This window comes from Streptomyces sp. NBC_00038 (assembly GCF_026343635.1).
Lineage (GTDB): Bacteria > Actinomycetota > Actinomycetes > Streptomycetales > Streptomycetaceae > Streptomyces.
In genome coordinates, this window is record NZ_JAPELQ010000001.1 from 327,248 (window position 1) to 348,842 (window position 21,595).

A 21,595-nucleotide genomic window follows, 5' to 3' on the forward strand; every position below is an offset into this window, starting at 1 on the left:
GTATGTGTCTGGGCATCCCAGGACGGGTCCTGGAGATCCACGACGACGCCGGACTGCGCATGGCCACCGTCGACTTCGGCGGGGTACGGCGCGAGGTCTGCCTCAGCTGTACGCCCGACGCGGATGTCGGAACGTACGTCATCGTGCACGTCGGCTTCGCGATCACCGAGGTCGACGAGGCGGAGGCGCGGCGGACGCTCGGTGTGCTGCGCGCGATGGCCGGCGCGGTCGAAGGGGAGCTGGGCGAACCGTTGCCCTGAGGCCGACCGGTCCTTGCCCCTGCGGACCGACGGTCCCGGCACCACGACTCCGTACGGATCAGGATCGCGCCACCCCCTGGTCCACAACTCGCTGCGGACGCCGTCCGAGGCTCGCATTGCTGTCGGGTGAGCCCGAGGAGGCTGCTCCACGCGTGCTCGATTCTTCCGCAAAGGCACTGAATCGGTGCTCCTCGTGGTCACCGCCGCGGCTCTCGTGGCCGGTGGTGTCGCCTGGCTGACGGGCGCTCGCGCGACGGCGGACCTGTGCTGGGCGGCGGGGACGGTGGCGGCCGTGGTGCCGGCGGTGGCGTGGGTGCTGGACACCCTGCGCCGCGGGCACGGGGGCGTGGACGTGATCGCCGTGCTCGCCCTGGGCGGGACACTGGCCGTTCGCGAGTACCGGGCCGGAGCCCTGATCGCGCTGATGCTGGCCACCGGGCGGACGCTGGAGGCAGCCGCGCAGCGGCGTGCCTCACACGACCTGCGCGCATTGCTGGAGCACGCCCCGCGGTCGGCACGCCGCCGCACCGGCACCGAGGTGCGCACGGTGCCGCTGTCCGAGGTCGCGGTGGGCGACCTGCTCGTGGTCGGGCCGGGCGAGGTCGTCCCGGTGAACGGACGGGTCACCGACAACTCCGTCCTCCTGGACGAGTCGGTGCTCACCGGGGAGTCGCTCCAGGTGGAGCGCGACGGCGGCGCGCTGGTGCGCAGCGGCGTCGTCAACGCGGGCGGCGCCTTCGAGCTGCGGGCCACCGCGACCGAGCAGGACAGCGCGTACGCGGAGATCGTCCGGCTGGCCCGGCAGGCCAGTGCCGAATCCGCCCCGGTGGTGCGCCTCGCCGACCGCTACGCCGCCTGGTTCGTACCTCTTGCAGTGGTCATCGCCGGTCTGGCCTGGGCGGTCGGCGGATCCGCGACCGACGCGGTCGCTGTCCTCGTGGTCGCCACGCCCTGCCCGTTGCTGCTCGCCGCACCCGTGGCGATCGTCTCCGGCCTCTCGCGTGCCGCCCGCCGGGGTGTGGTGATCCGGGACGGCGGCGCGCTGGAGACCCTGGGCCGGGCGCGCACTGTCGTTCTGGACAAGACCGGCACGCTCACCACCGGCCGCCCGCGGGTCATCGAAGTGACCGCGGCGCCCCACCGCGAGACGGCGGAGGTGCTGCGGCAGGCCGCCTCTGTCGACCAGCTCTCACCGCACGTCCTGGCCCAGGCCCTCGTCGACGAGGCCCACAGGCGCGGCCTTGAGCTGTCCCTGCCCGCGGATGTCCACGAGGAGCCGGGTCTCGGTGCCATCGGCACCGTCGACGGCCACCGGCTCACCGTCGGCCGGGTTCGACTCGGACCGGACAGCCCTGCTTGGGCCCGCGCGGTCGACAACCGAGCCGTGCTGGACGGCGCGACGGTCGTCTGGGTGACGGTCGAGGGCGAACTCAGCGGCGCCGTACTGCTGCACGACCCACTGCGCCACGACGCCCCGAGGACGCTGCGGCGCCTGCGCTCGGCGGGCATCGAGCGGCTCCTGATGCTCACCGGCGACCGTGCCGAACCTGCACGCGAAGTCGCGGCGGTCCTCGGCCTCGACGCCGTACGCACGGAACAGCCCTGCCGACAAGGTCGCCCAGGTGCGCTCGGAACGCGAACGAGCCGTCACGGTGATGGTGGGTGACGGCGTCAACGACGCACCCGCGCTCGCGGCCGCCGACATCGGCGTCGCCATGGGCGCCCGCGGCTCCACCGCCTCCTCCGAGGCAGCCGACATCGTGCTCACCACCGATCGCGTCGACCGTCTGGCCGACGCGATGACCATCGCCGTACGGGCCCGGCGCATCGCGGTACAGAGCGCGCTCGGCGGCATGGCGATGTCTCTCGCCGCGATGGTGGCAGCGGCCTTCGGGCTGCTGCCACCGGCAGCCGGTGCCCTGCTCCAGGAGGGCATCGACGTCGCCGTCATCCTCAACGCCCTGCGCGCCCTGCTCACCGACCGCGCCGCCGGGCCACCGCTCACACCCGCCGCCGAGAGCCTCATCCACCGCTTCGCGGCCGAGCACGACGAACTGCGGGAGGTCGTCGAAGCGGTCCGCACCGCCGCGGACCGCCTCTCCGGCCAGTCGGAAGAACGGGCACGAGCCGCGGTCCAGCACGTGCACCACCTGCTCACCGAACGGTTGCTGCCGCACGAGTACGCCGAGGAGCACCAGCTCTATCCCGCCCTCGCGGCCTCCCTCGGTGGCCCTGAGTCCACGGCCACCATGAGCAGGGCCCACGCCGAGATCGAACGACTCTCCCGACGTATCGCCACCCACCTCACCCTCACCGACGCCGACGGTCGGCTGGGCCCGGATCAACTCGACGACCTGCGTGCCTGCCTGTACGGCCTGTACGGCGTGCTGCGACTGCACTTCACCCAGGAAGAGGAGAACTACTTCTCCCTCGCCCCGTGACGGGCACTCGCGAGTGTGCACGGGAAACCGCAGCAGCCGTACCAACCTGGCGCACAGCAGCCACAGTTCACGGCCCGCCGCCCGAAGCGCCCTCGATTTCCCGCTTGCCGCGGCATACAGCGGCCAGGCCACCAGCAGCTTCAGGACGAGATGGGCCAGGACGAGCCGGAGTACGACGCCGGCTCCCCGCTCTCCGTACCATGAAGACGTGACAGCCCGCACACAGCACAGCGCGCGACCGCCCCAGCGGCGGTGGCGCGCCCTGCTGGTGCTCGGGCTCCTGGTCGGGTTGCTGGGCATGCACGCTCTCGGTCCGGGCGGAGCGAGTGCCACCCCGGCTCACCACGGGCACCCGCAGCAGATGAGTGCGAGCGCCATGCCAGTCGGCACGGAGTTCGCCTGCCACGGCGACGGGGCAGGTCACGGCGGCGGGCATGCCGAGCACGCCGACCCGACCTGTGCGTCCGGCGCCGTCGGCACGGGGCACGTCCTGCCCGCTCCACTGCCGGACCCAGTGGGCCAAGCCGCCGTTCCCGAGCCGCATGGCTCGTACGCGACCACCTCGTCGGACGGCGGACGCGCGCCACCGTCACTCGCCGAACTACAACTCCTGCGGATCTAGGACAAGACCGGGCCGCACCCTTGTCGCCGCCCATGGGCAGCGCCGGTGCGTCACTCAGGCATGTCCCGAACCCGTCCCGATCTGTCGCGAACTCATCGCGTCATCCAAGGAGTTCACCATGAGCACCGCCCGTCCCCTGACCCGCCGCGCGGCCCTCGTCGCGACGGCCGCTGTCACCGCACTCGTACTCGCCGCCTGCGGCAACGACAGCGGCAGCGACTCCAGCTCCACGGCGAAGGACTCGCCGTCGGCGAGCGCCGACACCACCGCCGGCGCGCACAACGACCAGGACGTGTCCTTCTCCCAGGAGATGATTCCCCACCACCAGCAGGCGCTGCAGATGGCCGAGATGGCCTCCGCGCACGCCTCTTCGACCGACGTCAAGGACCTCGCCTCACGCATCGAGAAGGCCCAGGAACCTGAGATCAAGACCATGACCGGCTGGCTGAAGTCCTGGGGCGAGGACGTACCCGATTCGATGCCCGGCATGGATCACTCCTCGGACTCCGACATGCCCGGGATGATGGACCAGAAGGACATGGATGAGCTGGAGCTGTCCTCGGGCACAGGCTTCGACACAATGTTCCTGACGATGATGATCGACCACCACGAGGGCGCGGTGGAGATGGCCACCACCGAGAAGAACAAGGGCGAGTACGGCCCGGCCAAGTCCCTGGCCGACGACATCATCACCGCCCAGAACGCCGAGATCGACGAGATGAACAAGCTCCTCGGCAAGAACTGACGCTCACAACGGCTCTGGGGCCGGGCCGCAAGGCCTGGCCCGGCCCCAGATGTGGTACTTGACAGGCCACTACTGCCACCCGCGGCGAGCAGAGGCAGGCATGGCTCACCTCTTCCCCGGTTCGCCCACCAGCTCGGCACCGATGCCCGCGGCCCACGCCTCGATCTGCTCGAAGTCGCGGAAGTCCCCGCCCTTTCCGGAGGAGACGAGCTTCCGGGCGAAGAATCCCTTCACGCCGTCTTCGAGGCAGCCTCCGAAGGTGATGTGCTCCTTGGCGTCGAGCCGGGTCATGGCCCGCCGGACGCCGGGCACGGGCGGGATGTCCCGTTCCGAAGCCGAGGCGTCGAGCGGGCCGCTGCTGAACATCCACAGCGGGCGTCCGGTCAGTGCGCGGCGGTGGCGGACGAAGCGGCGGGCGTGTTTCTGCCAGCGCCCGGCGTACAGTCCGCCTCCGACCACCACAGCGTCGTACGACGCCACGCTCGCCACGGTCTGGGCGGGCCGCACCTCGGCGGTCAGCCCGTCCTTGCGCAGGACGTCGGCGATGGCTTCGGCGATCCGGGCAGTGGATCCGTTCGTTGTTCCGTAGGTGACCAACACGCTGTCGGGCATGGCGGTCCGCCTCCTTTCACAGTTTGCGCAGCCAGTCGTCGGCGACGCCGTGCAGATCCTGCTCGCCGGGCTGGAGTCGCGAGTCGTCCAGGTGGTAGGTGAGCTTGTCGACCACCGCGACAACGCCGTCGACCTGACGCGTCATGGATACGCCGATCTCCGTCTCGCTCTTGCGCTCCATATGGCCGTCGAGCGTGACCACCCCCTCGATCACGGAGACGTCCACGCTCCGGGGTGCCAGCCACAGCGCACGCACCAGCACTTCCTGGATCACCTCAGCACGGATCTCCCTGTCGGGCCGCAGGAAGACCTGGAGCAGATCGCGACGGGTGACGATGCCGACGAGCCGGTCCCCCTCGCCCACCACCGGCAGTCGCTCCACCCGCCGCTGCGCCATGGTCCGGGCCGCCTCGGCGATGGTGTTGTCGGCGTGCACGGTGACCGGCGGGTCAGTCATGAGCTGACCGGCGGTGCGGGCCCTGGCCTTGGCGGCCTGCCTCTTGGCACCGCGCGTCAGGTCGGCGAGCCGGAAGCGACGCTTCGGCTCGTGCGGGTCGGACGCCTCCGCCTGCCGCACCATCAGGTCGGTCTCGGAGATCACCCCGATGACCTTCTCATCGTCGTCGACCACCGGCAGTCCGCTGATGCGGTGGTCGGCGAGCAGCCGTGCCACCTCCTTGAACGGGGTGCCGTACGCGGCACGGACGACATCGGTCGTCATCACGGAGCCGATCTTGCTGTGCTTCATGGCGGTTCCTCCTCAGCGCAGTCGGCGCAGGTACGGGTCCTGGGGCCCGCGCGGCAGCAGGCGTACGCGTGCGTCGAGCACAGTGACGCGGCCGGGCGTGGCGAGGACGGGGTTGAAGTCGGATTCGGCGAGCTGGGGCAGGTCGCTGGCCATGCGGGACAGGCGCAGCAGAAGCTGCTCGAGGCCTTCGAGGTCGACGGGGCCGCTGCCGTACGCGCCGAACAGCAGCGGTGCGCAGCGGGGGGCGGTGATCAGGTCGTGCACGTCGTGGTCGGTGAGCGGGGCGAGGCGGGCGGCGTGGTCGGCCAGTACCTCGGTTGCCGTACCGCCGAGCCCGAACAGCACCAGCGGGCCGAAGACCTCGTCCTGCACCACGCCGGCGAACAACTCGGTACCGCGCGCGGCGAGCGGCTGGATGACCACACCGGTCAGCAGCCCGGCGAAGCGTGTCTCCAAGTCCCGGAAGGCGGCGCGCACTTGGGATTCACCCTGGAGATCGAGGTGCACGGCGTGCTGTTCGGACTTGTGCAGCAGTCCGGGCCAGTGGGCCTTCATGACCACGCGATCGTCCGGGCCGCGCAGCCGTTCGGCGGCGATGACGGCGTCGTCCTCGGTCTCGGCCCAGGCCCAGGACAGTTGCGGGATGCCGTAGCAGGCGAGGAGTTCGGCGCAGGTGCGCGGGTCGAGCCAGCCGCCGTCCGGGTGTGCGGCGAGATACGTCTCGGCGACGGCGTGCGCGCGGGGCGTGTCGACTCCCGCCAGATCCGGAATGGTCCCCGACGGTCGGCTCAACCAGGCCGCACGCCGGGCCGCGTGGGCCAACGCCCTTGCGGCCGCTCCCGGTTCGGCGTACGAGGGGATCGCGCCGCCGTCCCTGGCGGGCAGCAGCTTGACGGGCAGGTCCTGTTCCAGCCGTACGACGGCGAGCGTGCGGGTGCGGCGGCCGGGACCGTCGGTGAGGGCCCGCACGAGGTCGTCACCGGTCGCGGCGGCGACGGCCGTGGGGACGAGGGCCAGCAGGACGGCGTCGACGCCCGGGTGCCGCAGGAGCCGGTCCACGCAGTTCCTGAGCTGCTCCTCCGTGACGGCCGCCGAGGCGTCGACGGGGTTGCCCGCGGCGGCGCCGTCGGGCAGTACGGCGAGCAGGTCGCCGATCAGCTCAGGGGTGAGCGGCGGGAGGGCCAGTCCGGCCTCCGCGCAGGCGTCGGCGGCCAGGACGCCCGCGCCGCCCGCGTTGGTCACGATGGCGATCCGGCTCCCGGCCGGGAGCGGTTGCGAGTGCAACAGGGCCACGGTTTCGAGGAGTTCACCGACCGAGCGGGTGGCGGTGATGCCCGCCTGGGTGAACAGGGCCTCGCGCGTCATGGTCCGGGTCGCGGCGGCCGCGGTGTGCGAGGCGGCGGCGCGGCGGCCCGCGTCGGTGCGGCCCGCGTCGACCGTGAGCACCGGCATGCGACGGGTCACACGCCGGGCGGTACGCGAGAACGCCCGCGGGTTGCCGAAGGACTCCAGGTGCAGCAGAGCGAGGTCGGTCCGCCCGTCGCCTTCCCACCACTGCAGCATGTCGTTGCCGCTGACGTCGTACTTGTCGCCGAGGGACGCGAAGGACGAGACGCCGATTCCCAGGCGGGAGAGTCCGTCGAGGAGGGCGATGCCAATGCCTCCCGACTGCACGGCGACGCCCGCCGTGCCGGGGCGCGGATGATCGGCGGCGAAGGTGGCGTCGAGGGAGAGTTCCGGATCGGTGTTGGAGATACCCAGGCAGTTGGGCCCGACCAGCCGCATGCCGTACGTACGGCACGCTGCCAGCAGCGCCTGAGCCTGTGCGCCGTCGAGTCCGGCGGAGACGACGAGGAGTGCTCGTACGCCGGCCTTGCCGCACTCTTCGGCTGTGGCCGGGACGGCGGCAGCGGGCACGGCGACGACCGCGAGGTCGGGAGTCCTGGGCAAGGCGCCGATCGACGGGTAGGAGCGCACTCCGAGGATCGAGGTGACACCGGGGTTCACCGCGAAGAGCCGCCGCTTGAAGCCGCCCTGGTGCAGATGGTGCAGAATGGCCCGCCCCACCGACCCCGGCCTGCGCCCGGCGCCGACCACGGCGACCGCGTCCGGCCTCAGCAGCGGCTCCAGACTGGCCACGTCGGCTGCCCGGCCTCGGGTCTCCACAGCAGACAGGTAGGTCTCGTCCTCTGCGAGCTCAATGACGCAGCGCACCTCCGGACCCTCGAAGTGGCGGGCCGTGCGCAGCCCGAGGTCGGCGAAGAGCTGGAGTACTTCGTGGTTCTCGCTGAGCGCGTCGGCCGTGAACGCGGTGATGCCCCCGGCGCGGGCGGCCGAGACCAGATGTTCGACGAGGAGGGTGCCGACGCCCCGGTGGTGCAGTCCCTCGGCCACGGCGATGGAGATCTCGGCCGACTCCGCGTCGTCCTCGCCGGCCTCGTACTCGGCCAGGCCGATCACCTGGCCCTTGGTCTCGGCGAGGAGGGCACGATAGCCGGGGCGCGGTGGTGCGCAGGCCCGGTCGGCGGCCATCTTGGCGGAGCGGCGGCTCGCCCCGAAGAACCGCAGCCGGAGGTTATCCGGGGACATCTCCTCGTACAGCCCCTGCAGTTGCTCGTGGTCACCGGGTCCCACAGGGCGTATGCGTGTGGTGGTGCCGTCCGAGAGAAGGGCATGCACCGTAGGTCGGCTGCGCTCGTCGTCCGTCATCTCTGGTCTCCTCCAGCCGCTTGACAGTTCGATCGTCCAGCGGGGCGGGGACCGGCTCCATGGGCTGAACGGGTGCGCCCGGTGGGCCGGTCGGCCCTAAGAGACACCAGCGGGCCCTTCGGCGCGATGGACAGGGCCGAATGTCCCCAGGGGGGTCCGATCCGCCCCTCCCGGCAGGCGCACCAGGGTGGAAGCCTCCAACAGGAAGGCCCCAGCCAGAGGGCTGTGCCGAGGGGTGGTGGCGTCGTGGACAAGCCGTTGGTCGTCGGGGTCGACGGTTCGAGTGCGAGCCTCCAGGCGCTCGACTGGTCCGTGGACGAGGCAGCCGCGCGAGGCGTGGCCCTGCGCATCGTGTACGCGTCTCCCTGGGAGGGGTACGGCGGCCTGCATCCGTCGATGGGTGCCGGGCGGCCTTCACTTCAGGTCTACGCGGACAACGTCGCCGCGTCGGCTGTCGAGCGCGCGATGCGCCGCGCCGTCGCGGTGAAGGCGACGGCCGACGTGCTCACCGAGGACGCGGCCTCCGCCCTGATCCGTCTCAGCGCCGAAGCGTACGCCGTCGTGGTCGGCAGCCGGGGCAGGGGCGAACTGACCGGGCTGTTGCTGGGCTCGGTCGGCTTGTCGGTGGCGGCGCACGCGGAGTCGCCCGTCATCGTCGTGCGGGGCGCGGAGAAGAACGTGCAGCGCGGCTTCCACCGCCTGGTGGTTGGGATCGGCGAGTCCGAGGAGTCACAGAAGCCCCTTGAATTCGCCCTGCACGAAGCGGAGCTGCATGGCGTACCGCTCACCGCCGCGCACGCGTGGCGCCGTCCTGCACGTGAGGTCCCCGACCACCCCCATCACCGCGGGGACAGCGAAGCACACCGGTTCACCGCGGAGCACCTCATGGACCGGCTGCTTTTCCCGGCCGCTCTGGCGCGTCCCGGCATCGATCTGCGGGGACAGCTGGTGGAGGGCCATGGCCGTGCGGCTCTGCTGGATGCCGCATCGACCGCGGACCTGCTGGTCGTCGGTGCGCGGCGGAGGAAGGGGCACGTCGGCATGCAGCTCGGACCTGTCAACCACGCGGTGCTGCACCACGCCCCCTGCCCTGTGGCTGTCGTGCCGCACTGCTGAACGCCCCCACCGTCAAGCAGGTGCACCGTGCAACGCCTCGTCACCGTCGGCGTCGACGGCTCGCCCGAGAGCGCGGACGCCGCCGACTGGGCGGCCCGCGAAGCGCTGCGGCGCGGCCCGACGCCGCGTCTGCTCCACTCGGGGAACGACACCACCCACACGACGCATCTGCCGGAGCTCGACGCTCCGTCGCAGCGGGCACGGTATTCCGTCTTGGACCACACCCAGTGCCCGGCGGTCACCGGTCCGGCAGGTCGAGGGTGCAGGACTCTCCGGGTGCCACGGAGACGGTGCGGTCCGCGAGGGCGATGTCGATCGGCTCGCGGTCGGATTCGGGCACGGTGATCCGCACCTCCCCTGATGACAGCCGTAGTTGAACCCCCCAGTGGCCGCGGTAGCGGATCGCGAAACCGTAGTCGGACAGTTCCGGGAGCGGTACCGGGTCGAGCCGCAGCGCGCCGCCGCGGGTCTCCAGGCCGGTCAGGCCCCGCTGTACGAGGTCGAGGGTGCCGGCCATCGCGCCGAGGTGGATGCCCTCGCCGGTGGTGCCGCCCTGCAGGTCGGCGATGTCCCCGGCCAGCGACTCCTGGACGTATGTCCAGGCGTCGGCGCGCCGCGCCCGGGCCAGCACCCAGCCGTGCACCAGGCTGCTCAGGGTCGATCCGTGGCTGGTGCGGCGCAGGTAGTGATCGACGGTGCGTTGCCAGGTGTCGTCGTCCAGTTCATACCCCATCCTTTGGAACAGGCCCCGCAGTTCGGCGGGTGAGAACAGATAGCCGAGCATGAGCACGTCCGCCTGCTTGGACGCCTGGTAACGGTTGACGGTGTCGCCCTCCGCCTCCAGGATCCGGTCGAGACGCCGGATGTCGCCGTACTGCTTCCGGTAGCCGTCCCAGTCGAGTTCCGCGAGGTCGCCGTAGCCGGCGAACTGGCTGATGACCTCGTCGTGGAAGGGTACGTGCAGCTTCCGTGAGACGTCCTCCCACGCGTTGAGTTCGCCGGGATCCAGCGCGGTGCGTTCGAAGAGGTCCCGGCGGCGCGGATCGGGCAGGCCGCGCAGTACGTCGAGGGTGCGGGCGAGTACCCAGGCGGCCGTGACGTTCGTGTACGCGTTGTCGTCGAGCCCCGGCTTGTCCGCACCGGGGTAGGCCTCGTGGTACTCGTCGGGGCCCACGACACCCGTGATCCGGTAGCGCCCGAGCGTCGCGTCGTAGGCCGCGATACCGGACCAGAACCGGGCGATCTGTACGAGCATCTCGGCGCCCTTGGTGTGCAGGAACTGTGTGTCGCCGCTCGCCTCGCAGTACTGCCACACGTTGTACGCGATCGCCGAACCGACGTGGTGCTGGAGGTGGGAGTGGTCGGACAGCCAGCGTCCGGAGCGCGGGTTGAGGTGGAGCTGCTGGGTCTCCTCACGGCCGTTGCTGCCGCTCTGCCAGGGGTACATCGCGCCGGTGTGCCCAGCGTCGGTGGCGGCGGAGCAGGCCCGTTCCAGACGGCGGTGGCGGTAGGTGAGCAGTGCCCGGGAGACCTCGGGGAGGTGCAGGTTCAGGTAGGGCAGGACGAACAGTTCGTCCCAGAAGACATGACCGCGGTAGGCCTCGCCGTGCAGGCCGCGCGCCGGGACGCCGACATCCAGGTCGGCGGTGTGCGGGGAGAGGGTCTGCAGCACGTGGAAGAGGTGGAGGCGCAGGATGGGCCCCGCGCCGTTGGGCACATCGAGCTCGGCGTTGCGCCACAACTGTTGCCAGGCCCTGCGGTGCGAGGCCAGGAGCGCGGCGACGTCCGGGGCGCGGCCGGCCCGGTCGACGGCCGCGTACAGCGGGTCGCTGATCGCCGGGTCGCGGGAAGTGTGCAGGGCGACCGTCTTGTCCACGGTCGCCGTGCGGCCGTCGGTCACTCGGATACGCAGCAGATGGGCGGCCCGCGCGCCCTCGTGTGCAGTGCCGGTCTCGGCGGATCCGTCGGTGACGGTACGGGCGGCCAGGCCGACGCGGACGTCGGAGGCAGTGGTGCGACAGCGCAGCCAGACCGTGTCGTCGGACGCGGTGCCGGTGTGGACGTGTGTGAGGTGCTGGGAGGCGAGTGAGCGGTAGCGCTCGACGCCGGTGTTGGTGACCGTCCCGTCGAGAGCCGACTCGACCTCGACCTCCCCGGACCAGCCCTCGGCGGTGAACTCGGTGCGCAGCAGCGCCAGATGAGGATCGGCCATGTGGACAAGGCGCAGCTGCCGCACAGCGAGATGTCGGCCACCCTCGTCCTCGTAGCGAAGAGTGCGCTCCAGCGTGCCGGAACGCAGATCCAGGCGCTGGTGGTGATCGAGGAGTCTGTGTGTGTCCGGCGAGAGCCAGGTCCCGGAGCCCGTGCGGAAGCGCAGCGGCAGCCAGTTGGGCAGATTGACCATGTCCTCGTTCTCGACCTGGTGTCCCGCCACATCTGAGGTGAGCCGGTTGTAGCAGCCCGCCGCATACGTCCCCGGGTAGTGGACGGAGTCCGCGGTGCACTCGGGAGCCGCGCCCCGGGTCGCGAAGTAGCCGTTGCCGAGAGTGCACAGGGACTCACGCAGACGCTCCTGCGCCGGGTCGTAGCCTTCGTACTCCCAGGTCCAGTCGGTCCGGTCGGGCATCGTCAGTTCTCCCCGTCGAGTAGTTCGGCGAGATCGTCGACCACCAGGTCCGCGCCGTGGTTCAGCAATGCGGCACGGGTGCCCGGGGGCGTGGGTCCGGTCTGCACCGATGACCAGTCCGAAGCCGCCACGCCGCCCGGCCTCAACTCCGGCCAGGGCATCATCTTCCACAACGGTGGCGAGGGTGGCGGGGACCCCGGGACGGCGGGTCGCCTCCAGTAAGAGGGCCGGGTCGGGTTCGCCGGGCAGGTGCGGCGGGCGGCCTCGCCGCCGTCCACCAGGGTGTCGAAGAGGTCCGGCGCCCCCGCGTGTCGGGGAGTTCGCGGGCGTGCCGGGAGGCGGAGGAAGGATGCAGCCCCGTCGAGCCGGGACTTGCCGTCGACGAACCGCAGATGGTCGTCCTCTACGTCAAAGGGCCCCTGGTCTGCGGGACCGTCGGGCCGGCGTTCTTCGAGGTAGGCATCGAACGCGGTCTTCCACGCAGTGGCGTGTACCCGCGCCGAGTCGGTGATGACTCCGTCGGTGTCGAGGACCACGGCCGCTGTGTCCCGTGGTGCGCGGGGCACAGCTGTGCCGCTCTCTTCCGTGGCCATCAGTTGTCGGCCGCCAAGGCTGTGAGGCCGCAGGCCCGGTTGGTGCGGTCCGGTACCTCGCGGCCGAAGCCGTTGACGCCGATGCGAACGGTCATGGCGGTGTGCTCCTGTGGAAGGCGGCCTCTTCAGTTGGCCCAGGTCCACTCGGCGACCTCGGGCAGGTCGGTGCCGTGTTCGCGGATCCAGTCGTGGTGCCGCAGCCGGGTGTCCTCCATCAACTGCCGTACAGGGGCGGCGCGTACGGCCAGGCCGGGGACGCGGTCGATGACGTCCATGACGAGGCGGTAGCGGTCGAGGTCGTTGCGGACGATCATGTCGAAGGGCGTGGTGGTGGTGCCGATTTCCTTGTAGCCGCGGACATGGAGGTTGGCGTGGCCGGTGCGGCGGTAGCCGAGGCGGTGGATCAGCCACGGGTAGCCGTGGTAGGCGAAGATCACCGGCTTGTCGCGGGTGAACAGCGCGTCGTACTCCGATCCAGGCATGCCGTGCGGATGCTCCTCCTGGGGCAGCAGCCGGGCCAGGTCGACGACGTTGACCATGCGGACGGCCAGGTCCGGCAGATGCCGGCGGAGCAGCTGTGCGGTGGCCAGTACCTCCTGGGTCGGCACGTCACCCGCGGCGGCGAGCACCACGTCGGGCTCACGGCTGCCGTCCTCGGTACCGGCCCACTCCCAGATCCCGGCGCCCCGGGCGCAGTGGGCACGGGCCTGGTCCATGGTGAGCCAGTCGAAGCAAGGCTGCTTGCCGGCGACGACGACGTTGACGTAGTCGCGGCTGCGCAGCACGTGGTCGGCGACGGACAGCAGGGTGTTGGCGTCCGGCGGCAGGTAGACCCGTACGACCTCGGGGCTCTTGTTGAGGACGTGGTCGACGAAGCCGGGGTCCTGGTGCGAGAAGCCGTTGTGGTCCTGCCGCCAGACGTGTGAGGTCAGGAGGTAGTTGAGGGAGGCGATGGGGGCGCGCCAGGGCAGTCGGCGGGTGACGCGCAGCCACTTGATGTGCTGGTTGACCATGGAGTCGACGATGTGGACGAAGGCCTCGTAGCAGGAGAACAGACCGTGGCGGCCGGTCAGCAGGTAGCCCTCCAGCCAGCCCTGGCAGGTGTGTTCGGAAAGGATCTCCATCACCCGGCCGTGCCGGTCCAGGTGCTCATCGACCGTGAGGGTCTCGGCCTGCCACGCCTTGCCGCTGGCGTTGTAGACCGCCTGGAGCCGATTGGAGGCGGTCTCGTCCGGGCCGACGATCCTGAAGTCGCGGCGGTCGCCGGTGGCGTGCATGACGTGTTCCAGCAGGTCGCCGAGGACCCGGGTGGGTTCGTGCAGGGTCGCGCCGGGCTTGTCGACCGGAACGCCGTACCGCTCCAGCTCCGGCAGGGGCAGCTCGCGCAGCAGCAGCCCGCCGTTGGCGTGCGGGGTCGCACCGAGCCGGCGGGCGCCGTCCGGTACGCAGGCCAGCACCTGGGGTCGGGGACTGCCGTGCTCGTCGAACAGCTCCTCCGGCCGGTAGGAGCGCAGCCAGGTCTCCAGCTGCCGCAGGTGCTCGGGGTTGTCGCGGACCGCGGCGAGCGGGACCTGGTGTGCGCGCCACGTGCCCTCCACGGGCAGGCCGTCGACCTCGGCGGGGCCGGTCCAGCCCTTGGGGGTGCGCAGCACGATCACCGGCCAGTGGGCCCGCTCGGTGACGCCGTCCTCGCGTGCGGTGCGCTGCATGAGGGCGATGCGGTCCAGGGCGTCGTCCATGGCGGCGGCCATGTCCCGGTGCACAGTCATCGGGTCGTCGCCGATGACATGGATCGGCACATGGCCGTATCCGCGCAGCAGGTCGTCGAGTTCGGACTCGGGCAGCCGGGCCAGCACCGTGGGGTTGGCAATCTTGTAGCCGTTCAGGTGCAGGATCGGCAGCACCGCCCCGTCGTGCACCGGGTCGAGGAACTTGTTGGAGTGCCAGGAGGCGGCGAGCGGACCGGTCTCCGCCTCGCCGTCACCGATCACGCAGGCGACCAGCAGGTCCGGATTGTCCAGCGCGGCCCCGTAGGCGTGCGAGAGGGAGTAGCCGAGCTCGCCCCCCTCATGGATGGAGCCGGGCGTCTCGGGCGCGACGTGGCTGGGCACCCCGCCGGGGAAGGAGAACTGCCTGAACAGCCGAGCCATGCCCTCGCCGTTCCGGCCGATGTCCGGATACGTCTCCGAATACGTGCCCTCCAGCCAGGAGTTGGCAAGCACCGCGGGCCCGCCGTGGCCGGGGCCCCAAATGCACAGCGCGTCCTGGCCGCGGGCCTTGATGACACGGTTGAGGTGGGTGTGCACCAGGTTCAGACCCGGTGACGTGCCCCAGTGACCCAGCAGCCGCGGCTTCACGTGCTCCGGGCGCAACGGCTCGGTCAGCAGCGGGTTGGACATGAGGTAGATCTGACCGACGGCCAGATAGTTCGCGGCACGCCAGTGGGCGTCCAGGGCCTGGAGTTCCTCGCCGGTCAGGACGGCAGTGCTGTTGTCCTCGTGCTTGGCCTTGGGCATGGAATGACTCCGTAAGCGTCGTCGAGGGAGCGGGCGGCGGCATGGCCGACAAGAAGGCGACACCGCCGCGTATGGCGTACGAGCGGGAGCTGCTGTGCCTGGAGACGGAGCGGGGGGGTGGTCCAGAAGTGAAATGAGGGCCGAGGGCGCCCGGCTCGTCGTGGTGCTCGAGAGGCTCGACGTGTTGCGCAGGAGCGGCACCGTCGAACGAGTCACGGATCACCTCGACCCCCGGGGTCGCGCGGATTGCGGCCCTGTCGAAACCCACGGAGCGCGAGCACACCCAGTGGTGATTCCAGCTTTACATCACGAATCTGCCCGCCGCAGCCGAAATCGTCAGGTTTGATCGAGGTTGGGACGGCCGTGTGGGAGTTGAGCATGCGATGGGCTTCTGCACGGCGGAGAAGCACCAGCGGTCGCTCGCCGGTGCTCGATCCTCGGGCGGAGGCCGCTCGACGAATGGGGTCCGAGGCGGTCACTGCGATCACACCCGCTGCGGTACGACGGCCACCGGGCAGGCGGAGTGATGCAGGACCGCGTGGGCGACCCGGCCGAGCTGGAGCCCGCTGCGCCCGCGACGCCGCTGAGCTCCGACGACCAGCAGATCGGCGGTGGCCGAGGCGTCCAGCAGCGCCTGGTGGGCAGGACCTTCGACGGTCCGTCGGCGCACCTGCACGGACGGGTGCTCGAGCGCGGCGCCGGACAGCGCCGCTTCCAGATCCTCGGTGGCCCGCTGCTCGTCATGGCGGGCGGGCTCTCCGGCGAGCAGAGGGTGGTCGGTGGTCCTGTGCGCGGGACGGCGCCAGGCCCGTACGGCCTGCAATCCGGCGTACCGGGCCGCCGCCTCCTCGAAGGCGAAGCGCACGGCCGCCGCGTTCCCCGGCTCCTCGCCGACGCCGAGCACGATGCGCTGGTAGGTCCGGGGCGTGCGCCGGTTGTCGTGGCTGCCGCGGAGCACGACAACCGGACAGTAGGCGCGGGCCGCGACTGCCAGGCTGACCGAGCCGAGCAGCAGCTCGGCGATACCACCGCGGCCACGCGACCCGGTGACGACCGCGAAGGCGTGGCGGCCCTCGTCGAGCAGCACGCTGACCGCGTCATCGGGCAGGACCGCGGTGGAGATCTTCAGGTCCGGGGCCCGTCGCTGGGCCCGCTTCGCGGCGGCGTCGACGATGTTGTCGGCCAGCACCTGCTCCGAGGACCTGCCAAGACCCTCGGCGAGCGCGGCACCCTCGTACCGCTCCCACAGCGAGGCGTACACGAGCCGCAACGGCACCCCGTGCAGGGCGGCCTCGTCGGCCGCCCAGTCCACGGCGCGCATGCTCGGCTCGGATCCGTCCACCCCCACGACCAGGGGCAATTCCATGGTCCTCATCTCCCTTGCTGTCCCTTTCTCCCGACGGGCAGGTCAGTCGTGCGGGACGACGGCGACGGGGGCGGCGGCGTGGTGCAGTACGGCGTGGGTGACGGGCCCGATGTGGGCGCCGACCGGGGAGCGGCGGATCCGGCGGCCGACGACAACCAGGGAGGCGTCGCGGGAGGCGGCCACCAACTGGTCGGCGGCCTTGCCGGCCCGGGAGTGCTCGACGACTTCGAGGGACGGGAACTTCTGTCGCCAGGGACTCAGGATCTCCGTCAGGGCGGACGCCCACTCGGCGACCGCCTTGGCGTCCAGCTCGGGGTCGTCGGGCAGCCCGTACGCGAAATAGGGCGGCAGGCTGAAGCCGTGGACGACCTGCAGGGAGGTGGCACGTCGCAGGGCCGCGTCGATCGCGAACTCGATCACGGCCTCGTCGGGGCTCGCGGTGTCGAGCCCGAGGACGACAGGCCGGTACCCGGTCGCGGCGGACGGAATCCCCGCCGGGTCCATCGTGTGCTCGTCGGCGGCTGCTTCCCCGGCCCGTACGAGGACCACAGGCCGCTCGGTGTGTGCGACGACGGCCTGGCCGACGGAACCGACCAGGAACCCGCCGATGCCGCTCAGGCCCCGGGAGCCCAGGACCAGCAGCTCGGCCTCCTTCGCCGCGTCGGACAGCACCTCGCCCGGCCGCCCGGTGAGCTGCTCCACGACGACCTCCACGCCAGGGTGGCGCAACCGCAGCCCCTCGGCCGCCTCCCGCGGGATCCGCTCGGACCAGTGCTGCTGCGTCTCGGCCCCCAGAAGGGGAGCCTGTGCCATCGGCACGGGTACCGGCTCCCAGACGTTGACCAGCCTCAACGGCACCCCGCGCAGCTTCGCCTCACGGGCTGCCCACTCGGCGGCGGCCCGGCTCTCGGACGAGCCGTCGAGACCTACGGTGACGGTGCGGGACATGGTGAGTACCTCCAAGGGCAGATCGGATGCATCGCGGTATCCGCTTCCAGCTTCGTGGCCGGGGCGGGCATGTTGGAGAGGCCGCAGGTCCCCAGCAGGGGCCGACCGGCCCTATGCGCGAGAGCCCGCCGAGGGTGCGCGGTACGGCGAAGGGACCGCGGGCCAGGTATGGTCCCGCGGTCCCTCCTGCTGTCAGCGCAACCAGCCGTTGTCGCGCACGAACGGCAGCCGGGCCCAGAGCTTGCCGACGCCCCAGGTATCGCCCGCCGCAGCCAGGGCAAGGGCGATCAGGGCGACGGCGTAGATGACGTGGTAGTCCACGAACGGGTTCGTGGACATGCTGGCCGAACCGTCGGAGAGGTGCTTGGCGGGCGGCCATTCGGCGATCCACATCAGCGCCATCATGGCGGTGCCCGCGAGGGCGGCCAGGCGCAGTGCGATGCCACCGATCAGAGCGAGCCCGACGCCGAGCAGACCGGCCATGAACAGCCAGTCGGCCCAGGTGTCGCCGGCCCAGGAGTGGAAGGTGGACTCCATGGGCCCGGCGGCGACGCCGCTCAGAAAGCCCTTGGTCGGCGAACCGCCGTCGATCCAACCCTTGCCGGACGGGGTGGCGTACCCGAAGCCGAAGGTCTTGTCGAGGAAGGCCCAGAGGAAGGCGAATCCGGTCAGCAGGCGCAGTGACGCGAAGGAGTAGGCCCGCAGGGTGTGCGTGTCGGTGCTCGCCGACACGGCGGACTCAGAGGTGGACGTGGTCCGGTGCCCACGCCAGGAGGGCAGGTGGAACCCCGGGCGCCGGTGAGGGTGCTCGTGCACGGCCATGATGGTGATCCCTTCGGGAATCTGAGGATGTCGGGTCGGTGCCTGACACCACTCACTCTCGCGGCACGGGGCGGGCTTCACCGGAGGCCGAAGGTCCGCTCCCATGGGGCTGAACGGCCCTCTCTGGAGGCCCTGTTGGCCTGCCGACCGCGCGACATCGGCTCGACGCGCAGTCCGGCGAGAGCTTCCGTCACATCCTCGCCGTCTGCCGCCCCTTCCCGGCAGTACTCGTCGATGACGAGACGAGCTGCGCTGCTTCCTGCCGCAGGTGGCCGATGTGTTTGGTTTTCGCGCACGAGTCGAGTGGTCAATTTGTGCAGGCCGTCCCGCCGACGGTCGGCGATCCGGGCATGGATCTTGGCGACCTTGAGCCGGGCCCTGTTCCGGTTCGCCGAACCCCTGGTCTTCTTCGCGAGGTCCGCTGAGCCTTCGCCAGGCGAACGCGGTCCTTGCGCTCGTGGCGCGGGTTGGTGACCTTCTCCCCGGTCGACAGGGTCAGCAGGTGGTCCAAGCCCACGTCGATACCGACCGCGTTGCCGTTGGCCCGCAGGGGCTCGAGGGACGGGTCGTCACACAGCATCGAGACGAACCAGCGGCCCACAGCATCCTGCGACACCTCGCCGTCGAGGGCTCCGCTCCTGCGGGGAGGGGCCTCGACCACACGATGTCCAGCGGTTCAGGCATCTTCGCCAGTGTCAGCTTCCCGTCACGGAACCGGAAGCCGGACGTGGTGTACTCCGCCGACTTCCCGGAATTTCGCCTGGACTTGAAGTGCGGGTACTTGGCCCGCTTGGCGAAGAAGTGGGTGAACGCCGTCTGCAAGTGCCACAGCGTCTGCGTACGGGCGGCGAGCGCCAAGTTGTAGACCTTGCGAACGCATCCGAAGGTGCGCAACAGCTCGGCCGCCTGCGCATCGGTCGGACAGTAGCGGTACTTGAACGCCCGCTTCACCTGATTCCCGGTCACTCTCACAAACCAGCGAGACCACAGGTAGAGACCAACCTGCGGGTCAGGGCACCGCGATCCGCCCGGACGGCGAATCCCAGCTGCTGCGGAAGAAGGCGCCGATGGTGGCGTAGCCGAGTGGTGGCTCAGTGGCGGTCTTCGTCTTTCCGCAGCCCTTCGAAGTCTGCACGGTCCGGGCGGGAAAGGGCTCGAGGAGGGCGCCGAGAGTGGCGAAGAAGTGGTCCTGCCCGCTCAGGGTGAACAGGCTGACGTTCCCGCACCCCTGCTTCAGCGAGGTGAGGAATCGCCGGCTCTGCTCCAGCGGGACCACGGTGTCGGCATCACCGTGCGCGATGAGGAAAGGCGGTAGTCGCCGTGAGGAGGTCACATAGGTGGTCGGGTCGGCCTGCTTCAACACGGCGGAGGAGCAGGACTCCACACCGGCCGGGCAGCCGAGGTAGGCAGCCACCGCGCCTGACAGGGCCGGGCTGGTGGCCCCCAGCGTGCCAAGATCGGTCGGCCCCGCGATGTCCATGACCGCGTCGACGCAACTGGAGGGCCCGGTCGTGCCGATGGTGCCCTCAAGCGAGCGAACACCGCAGGTGGTGCCCACCAGCCCGGCGATCTGGCCGCCCGCCGACGCACCCATCAGCCCGACCTTCCCATTGAGCTTGTACTGGGGGCCGACGGAACGCAGGTACCGGACGGCGGACTTCACCTCCTGAATCTGCGTCGGAAACTTGGCGTTGGCGCTGAGCGTGTAGTTGACGGAGGCGATCGCGAAGCCCTGGTCGAGCAGAGCCTCCCAGCCGATGGTCCGCTTCAGCTCGGACTTGTCGCTGCCGGACCAGGCGCCGCCGTGCACGTAGACGATTACCGGGAGCGGCTTGCGGGCGCCCTCGGGCACGTACAGGTCGAGGACCTGGCTGGTGCCGGACGCGTAGGGGAGATCGATGTAGCTCGTGTAGTCGCTCGCCGCCGAGGAACTGAGGGGTTGTCCGACGGCGTTGGCCTCATCGGTGGTGACGAGAACGCCGAGGCAGACGGAAGCTGCCGCCAGGGTCGCGATCAGATTTCGCATGCGGTGCCGTGCGCGATGTTTCAGGCGGGACGTGGCAGCAGCGGCCACGTGGGATTCCTCAGGGGGCTGGACCGGCTGCATGGTGCTGCGCAGCGGTACGGGGTCGCGCATATCGGTGTCTCCCTTTCAACTCGCGGATGAGCCGAGGGTCGTGAAGCTGGTCATTCGGCGGGCTCGTAGGTCTTGGCGAGGTCGCAGGAGGAGAGCTCCTGAGCGATGACGAGGCCACCGGCCGCCTTGCCGTCCGGGCGCAGCACGTACACCTCTCGCGCGGGGATCGCACCGGCCTCGCTGTAGTCGAGGGGCGCGATCAGGCCGCCGGTGTCCACCAGCGAGAGGCCACGCATGGCGGTCTGGAGGCCTGAGCGGGTGAGGTCCTTCTTGTCGCAGGCGGCCTCAAGGATCCCGGCCATGATCTCGGCCTGGGCGTAGCCGAGATTGACGTACGAGGTGGGCTGCTCCGTGTACTTCTTCTCGTACGCCTCCCGCACCGCCGTCGGCTTTTCGGCCTTGGACGCGAACGGTGCGGTGGAGCCGACCAGGAGGAAGTTCTCCTGCAGAGCCGTCTTGGCGGAGCCGCTGAGCAGGGTGGGGGTGAAAGTGGGGTTGGAGCCCAGGAAGGTGGCGTCGTAGCCGGAGGCCTCGGCGACGGAGACGGCGGAGGCTGTCTGGGCCGGCGCCGTGGAGAGGAGAACGGCCTTCGCGCCGCTGTTGCGCGACGCGGTGACCTGCGCGGTCAGGTCGGAGTCGGTGGGCTTGATCGAGTGCTCTTTGAGTGTGAGGCCGAGCTTTTCGGCTGCCGCGCGGCTCCCCGCCAATGCGTTTTGACCGTAGTCGCCTTCGAGATAGACGTGGCTGATGGTGTCGCCGCGCTGGAGTTTGCCCGAATCGACCAGATACTGCAGGCCATTGATCATCTCGACGTCGTAGGTGGACCCGGGGACGACCACGTTGGGGTTCTCCAGGAGGGTGGAGGACCAGGAGACGACGAGGCTGAGCATGTCGTCGGACTCGATGGACGGGAGCAGTGCCGCGATCATCGGGGACCCGAGCAACTCCTGTACGCCCAGCACCTCGTCCTTGATCTGGCTGTAGGCGGAGACGGCCTGCTGAGTGTTGTAGCCGTGGTTCTTCACCACGAATTCGACCTTGCGGCCGCACACCCCGCCCTGGCTGTTCTTCTCGGACCAGAACAGATCGCGCCCTTGGCCCACGGATTTGCCCAGTCCGGCGAAGGCGCCTGTCTGGTCGGTGAGGACGCCCAGTTGGATCGTCGTGTCGGTGACGCCGGGCCCGGCGGCCACTCCTCCGGCCTGTGTGCTGCCGGCGTCGTCGCCCGTCGCCTTGGTGGAGCACCCGGCGGTGACGATCATGCCGAGGACGAGGCCGGCGGCCAGCGCGTGCTGGACTCTGCGACGGGAAGGGACAGGCGTGGTCATGATGAT

The 21,595-nt window shown here is 70.5% G+C and carries 16 protein-coding genes and 3 pseudogenes; 7 read left to right on the forward strand and 12 right to left on the reverse strand.

Going from position 1 to position 21,595, the window contains the following annotated elements; genetic code table 11:
• Positions 1–2 precede the first annotated feature (2 nt).
• The 4 genes and pseudogenes from OG219_RS01580 (at position 3) to OG219_RS01595 (ending at position 4,068) form a co-directional block, all read left to right on the forward strand.
• Complete coding sequence (locus OG219_RS01580) at positions 3–260, forward strand: HypC/HybG/HupF family hydrogenase formation chaperone (RefSeq protein WP_266822040.1); 258 nt, start codon at positions 3–5, stop codon at positions 258–260.
• Positions 261–444: 184 nt separating this feature from the next.
• A pseudogene (locus OG219_RS01585) lies at positions 445–2,701 on the forward strand (heavy metal translocating P-type ATPase).
• A gap of 208 nt (positions 2,702–2,909) precedes the next feature.
• On the forward strand, positions 2,910–3,323 hold the full coding sequence (locus OG219_RS01590) for a DUF6153 family protein (protein WP_266822042.1): 414 nt from the start codon (positions 2,910–2,912) through the stop codon (positions 3,321–3,323).
• A gap of 118 nt (positions 3,324–3,441) precedes the next feature.
• Positions 3,442–4,068: a DUF305 domain-containing protein gene (locus OG219_RS01595; protein WP_266822044.1), complete on the forward strand. Its 627-nt coding sequence runs from the start codon at positions 3,442–3,444 to the stop codon at positions 4,066–4,068.
• Positions 4,069–4,173: 105 nt separating this feature from the next.
• Here the strand turns inward: OG219_RS01595 and OG219_RS01600 are convergent, their stop codons facing one another.
• The 3 genes from OG219_RS01600 to OG219_RS01610 are packed head-to-tail and all read right to left on the reverse strand — an operon-like array spanning position 4,174 to position 8,137.
• Positions 4,174–4,680 (reverse strand): flavodoxin domain-containing protein, encoded by a 507-nt coding sequence (locus OG219_RS01600; RefSeq protein WP_266822046.1) that lies wholly within the window; start codon positions 4,678–4,680, stop codon positions 4,174–4,176.
• A 16-nt stretch (positions 4,681–4,696) separates the two neighbouring features.
• Positions 4,697–5,428, reverse strand: coding sequence for a CBS domain-containing protein (locus OG219_RS01605; RefSeq protein WP_266822048.1), 732 nt, complete (start codon positions 5,426–5,428; stop codon positions 4,697–4,699).
• A gap of 12 nt (positions 5,429–5,440) precedes the next feature.
• Positions 5,441–8,137, reverse strand: coding sequence for a bifunctional GNAT family N-acetyltransferase/acetate--CoA ligase family protein (locus tag OG219_RS01610; protein WP_266822050.1), 2,697 nt, complete (start codon positions 8,135–8,137; stop codon positions 5,441–5,443).
• A 246-nt stretch (positions 8,138–8,383) separates the two neighbouring features.
• Between OG219_RS01610 and OG219_RS01615 the strand changes: the two genes are divergently transcribed.
• Together OG219_RS01615 and OG219_RS01620 are read left to right on the forward strand one after the other, a co-directional pair.
• Positions 8,384–9,253: a universal stress protein gene (locus OG219_RS01615; RefSeq protein ID WP_266822052.1), complete on the forward strand. Its 870-nt coding sequence runs from the start codon at positions 8,384–8,386 to the stop codon at positions 9,251–9,253.
• Positions 9,254–9,280: 27 nt separating this feature from the next.
• Positions 9,281–9,394, forward strand: a pseudogene (locus tag OG219_RS01620) (universal stress protein); the annotation flags it as partial.
• A gap of 97 nt (positions 9,395–9,491) precedes the next feature.
• Here the strand turns inward: OG219_RS01620 and OG219_RS01625 are convergent.
• The 3 genes from OG219_RS01625 to OG219_RS01635 form a co-directional block, all read right to left on the reverse strand.
• Positions 9,492–11,879: a glycoside hydrolase family 65 protein gene (locus OG219_RS01625; protein WP_266822054.1), complete on the reverse strand. Its 2,388-nt coding sequence runs from the start codon at positions 11,877–11,879 to the stop codon at positions 9,492–9,494.
• 2 nt (positions 11,880–11,881) lie between these two features.
• Positions 11,882–12,415 carry a hypothetical protein gene (locus OG219_RS01630; protein WP_323183257.1) on the reverse strand — a complete coding sequence of 178 codons (534 nt, stop codon included), beginning with the start codon at positions 12,413–12,415 and terminating at the stop codon, positions 11,882–11,884.
• 182 nt (positions 12,416–12,597) lie between these two features.
• Entirely contained in the window at positions 12,598–14,988 is a 2,391-nt protein-coding gene (locus OG219_RS01635) for a phosphoketolase (RefSeq protein ID WP_266822056.1), read from the reverse strand.
• 332 nt (positions 14,989–15,320) lie between these two features.
• On the opposite strand from OG219_RS01635, the gene OG219_RS01640 reads away from it, so the two are divergent.
• Positions 15,321–15,515: a hypothetical protein gene (locus OG219_RS01640; RefSeq protein ID WP_266835967.1), complete on the forward strand. Its 195-nt coding sequence runs from the start codon at positions 15,321–15,323 to the stop codon at positions 15,513–15,515.
• On the opposite strand, the gene OG219_RS01645 is transcribed toward OG219_RS01640, so the two are convergent.
• The 6 genes and pseudogenes from OG219_RS01645 to OG219_RS01670 form a co-directional block, all read right to left on the reverse strand.
• The gene (locus OG219_RS01645; RefSeq protein ID WP_266822058.1) at positions 15,473–16,354 is read right to left on the reverse strand and encodes a universal stress protein; all 882 of its coding nucleotides are present in this window, start codon (positions 16,352–16,354) and stop codon (positions 15,473–15,475) included. The two genes, OG219_RS01640 and OG219_RS01645, sit on opposite strands and share 43 nt — an antisense overlap.
• A gap of 42 nt (positions 16,355–16,396) precedes the next feature.
• On the reverse strand, positions 16,397–17,302 hold the full coding sequence (locus OG219_RS01650) for a universal stress protein (protein ID WP_266822060.1): 906 nt from the start codon (positions 17,300–17,302) through the stop codon (positions 16,397–16,399).
• Positions 17,303–17,494: 192 nt separating this feature from the next.
• Positions 17,495–18,124: a hypothetical protein gene (locus OG219_RS01655; RefSeq protein ID WP_266822062.1), complete on the reverse strand. Its 630-nt coding sequence runs from the start codon at positions 18,122–18,124 to the stop codon at positions 17,495–17,497.
• A 278-nt stretch (positions 18,125–18,402) separates the two neighbouring features.
• Positions 18,403–19,096: pseudogene (locus OG219_RS01660) on the reverse strand (RNA-guided endonuclease InsQ/TnpB family protein); the annotation flags it as partial.
• A 37-nt stretch (positions 19,097–19,133) separates the two neighbouring features.
• A complete protein-coding gene (locus tag OG219_RS01665; RefSeq protein ID WP_266822064.1) occupies positions 19,134–20,261 on the reverse strand; it encodes an alpha/beta hydrolase in 1,128 nt (375 codons plus the stop codon).
• A gap of 50 nt (positions 20,262–20,311) precedes the next feature.
• A complete protein-coding gene (locus tag OG219_RS01670; RefSeq protein ID WP_266822066.1) occupies positions 20,312–21,589 on the reverse strand; it encodes an ABC transporter substrate-binding protein in 1,278 nt (425 codons plus the stop codon).
• Between the last annotated feature and the right edge of the window lie 6 nt (positions 21,590–21,595).

Excerpts from the sequence above, each read along its gene's own strand:
- OG219_RS01580 (WP_266822040.1), top strand. The coding sequence starts at position 3 with ATGTGTCTGGGCATCCCAGGACGGGTCCTGGAGATCCACGACGACGCC.
- OG219_RS01595 (WP_266822044.1), top strand. The coding sequence starts at position 3,442 with ATGAGCACCGCCCGTCCCCTGACCCGCCGCGCGGCCCTCGTCGCGACG.
- OG219_RS01600 (WP_266822046.1), bottom strand. The coding sequence starts at position 4,680 with ATGCCCGACAGCGTGTTGGTCACCTACGGAACAACGAACGGATCCACT.
- OG219_RS01605 (WP_266822048.1), bottom strand. The coding sequence starts at position 5,428 with ATGAAGCACAGCAAGATCGGCTCCGTGATGACGACCGATGTCGTCCGT.
- OG219_RS01610 (WP_266822050.1), bottom strand. The coding sequence starts at position 8,137 with ATGACGGACGACGAGCGCAGCCGACCTACGGTGCATGCCCTTCTCTCG.
- OG219_RS01625 (WP_266822054.1), bottom strand. The coding sequence starts at position 11,879 with ATGCCCGACCGGACCGACTGGACCTGGGAGTACGAAGGCTACGACCCG.
- OG219_RS01635 (WP_266822056.1), bottom strand. The coding sequence starts at position 14,988 with ATGCCCAAGGCCAAGCACGAGGACAACAGCACTGCCGTCCTGACCGGC.
- OG219_RS01645 (WP_266822058.1), bottom strand. The coding sequence starts at position 16,354 with ATGGAATTGCCCCTGGTCGTGGGGGTGGACGGATCCGAGCCGAGCATG.
- OG219_RS01650 (WP_266822060.1), bottom strand. The coding sequence starts at position 17,302 with ATGTCCCGCACCGTCACCGTAGGTCTCGACGGCTCGTCCGAGAGCCGG.
- OG219_RS01655 (WP_266822062.1), bottom strand. The coding sequence starts at position 18,124 with ATGGCCGTGCACGAGCACCCTCACCGGCGCCCGGGGTTCCACCTGCCC.
- OG219_RS01665 (WP_266822064.1), bottom strand. The coding sequence starts at position 20,261 with ATGCGCGACCCCGTACCGCTGCGCAGCACCATGCAGCCGGTCCAGCCC.
- OG219_RS01670 (WP_266822066.1), bottom strand. The coding sequence starts at position 21,589 with ATGACCACGCCTGTCCCTTCCCGTCGCAGAGTCCAGCACGCGCTGGCC.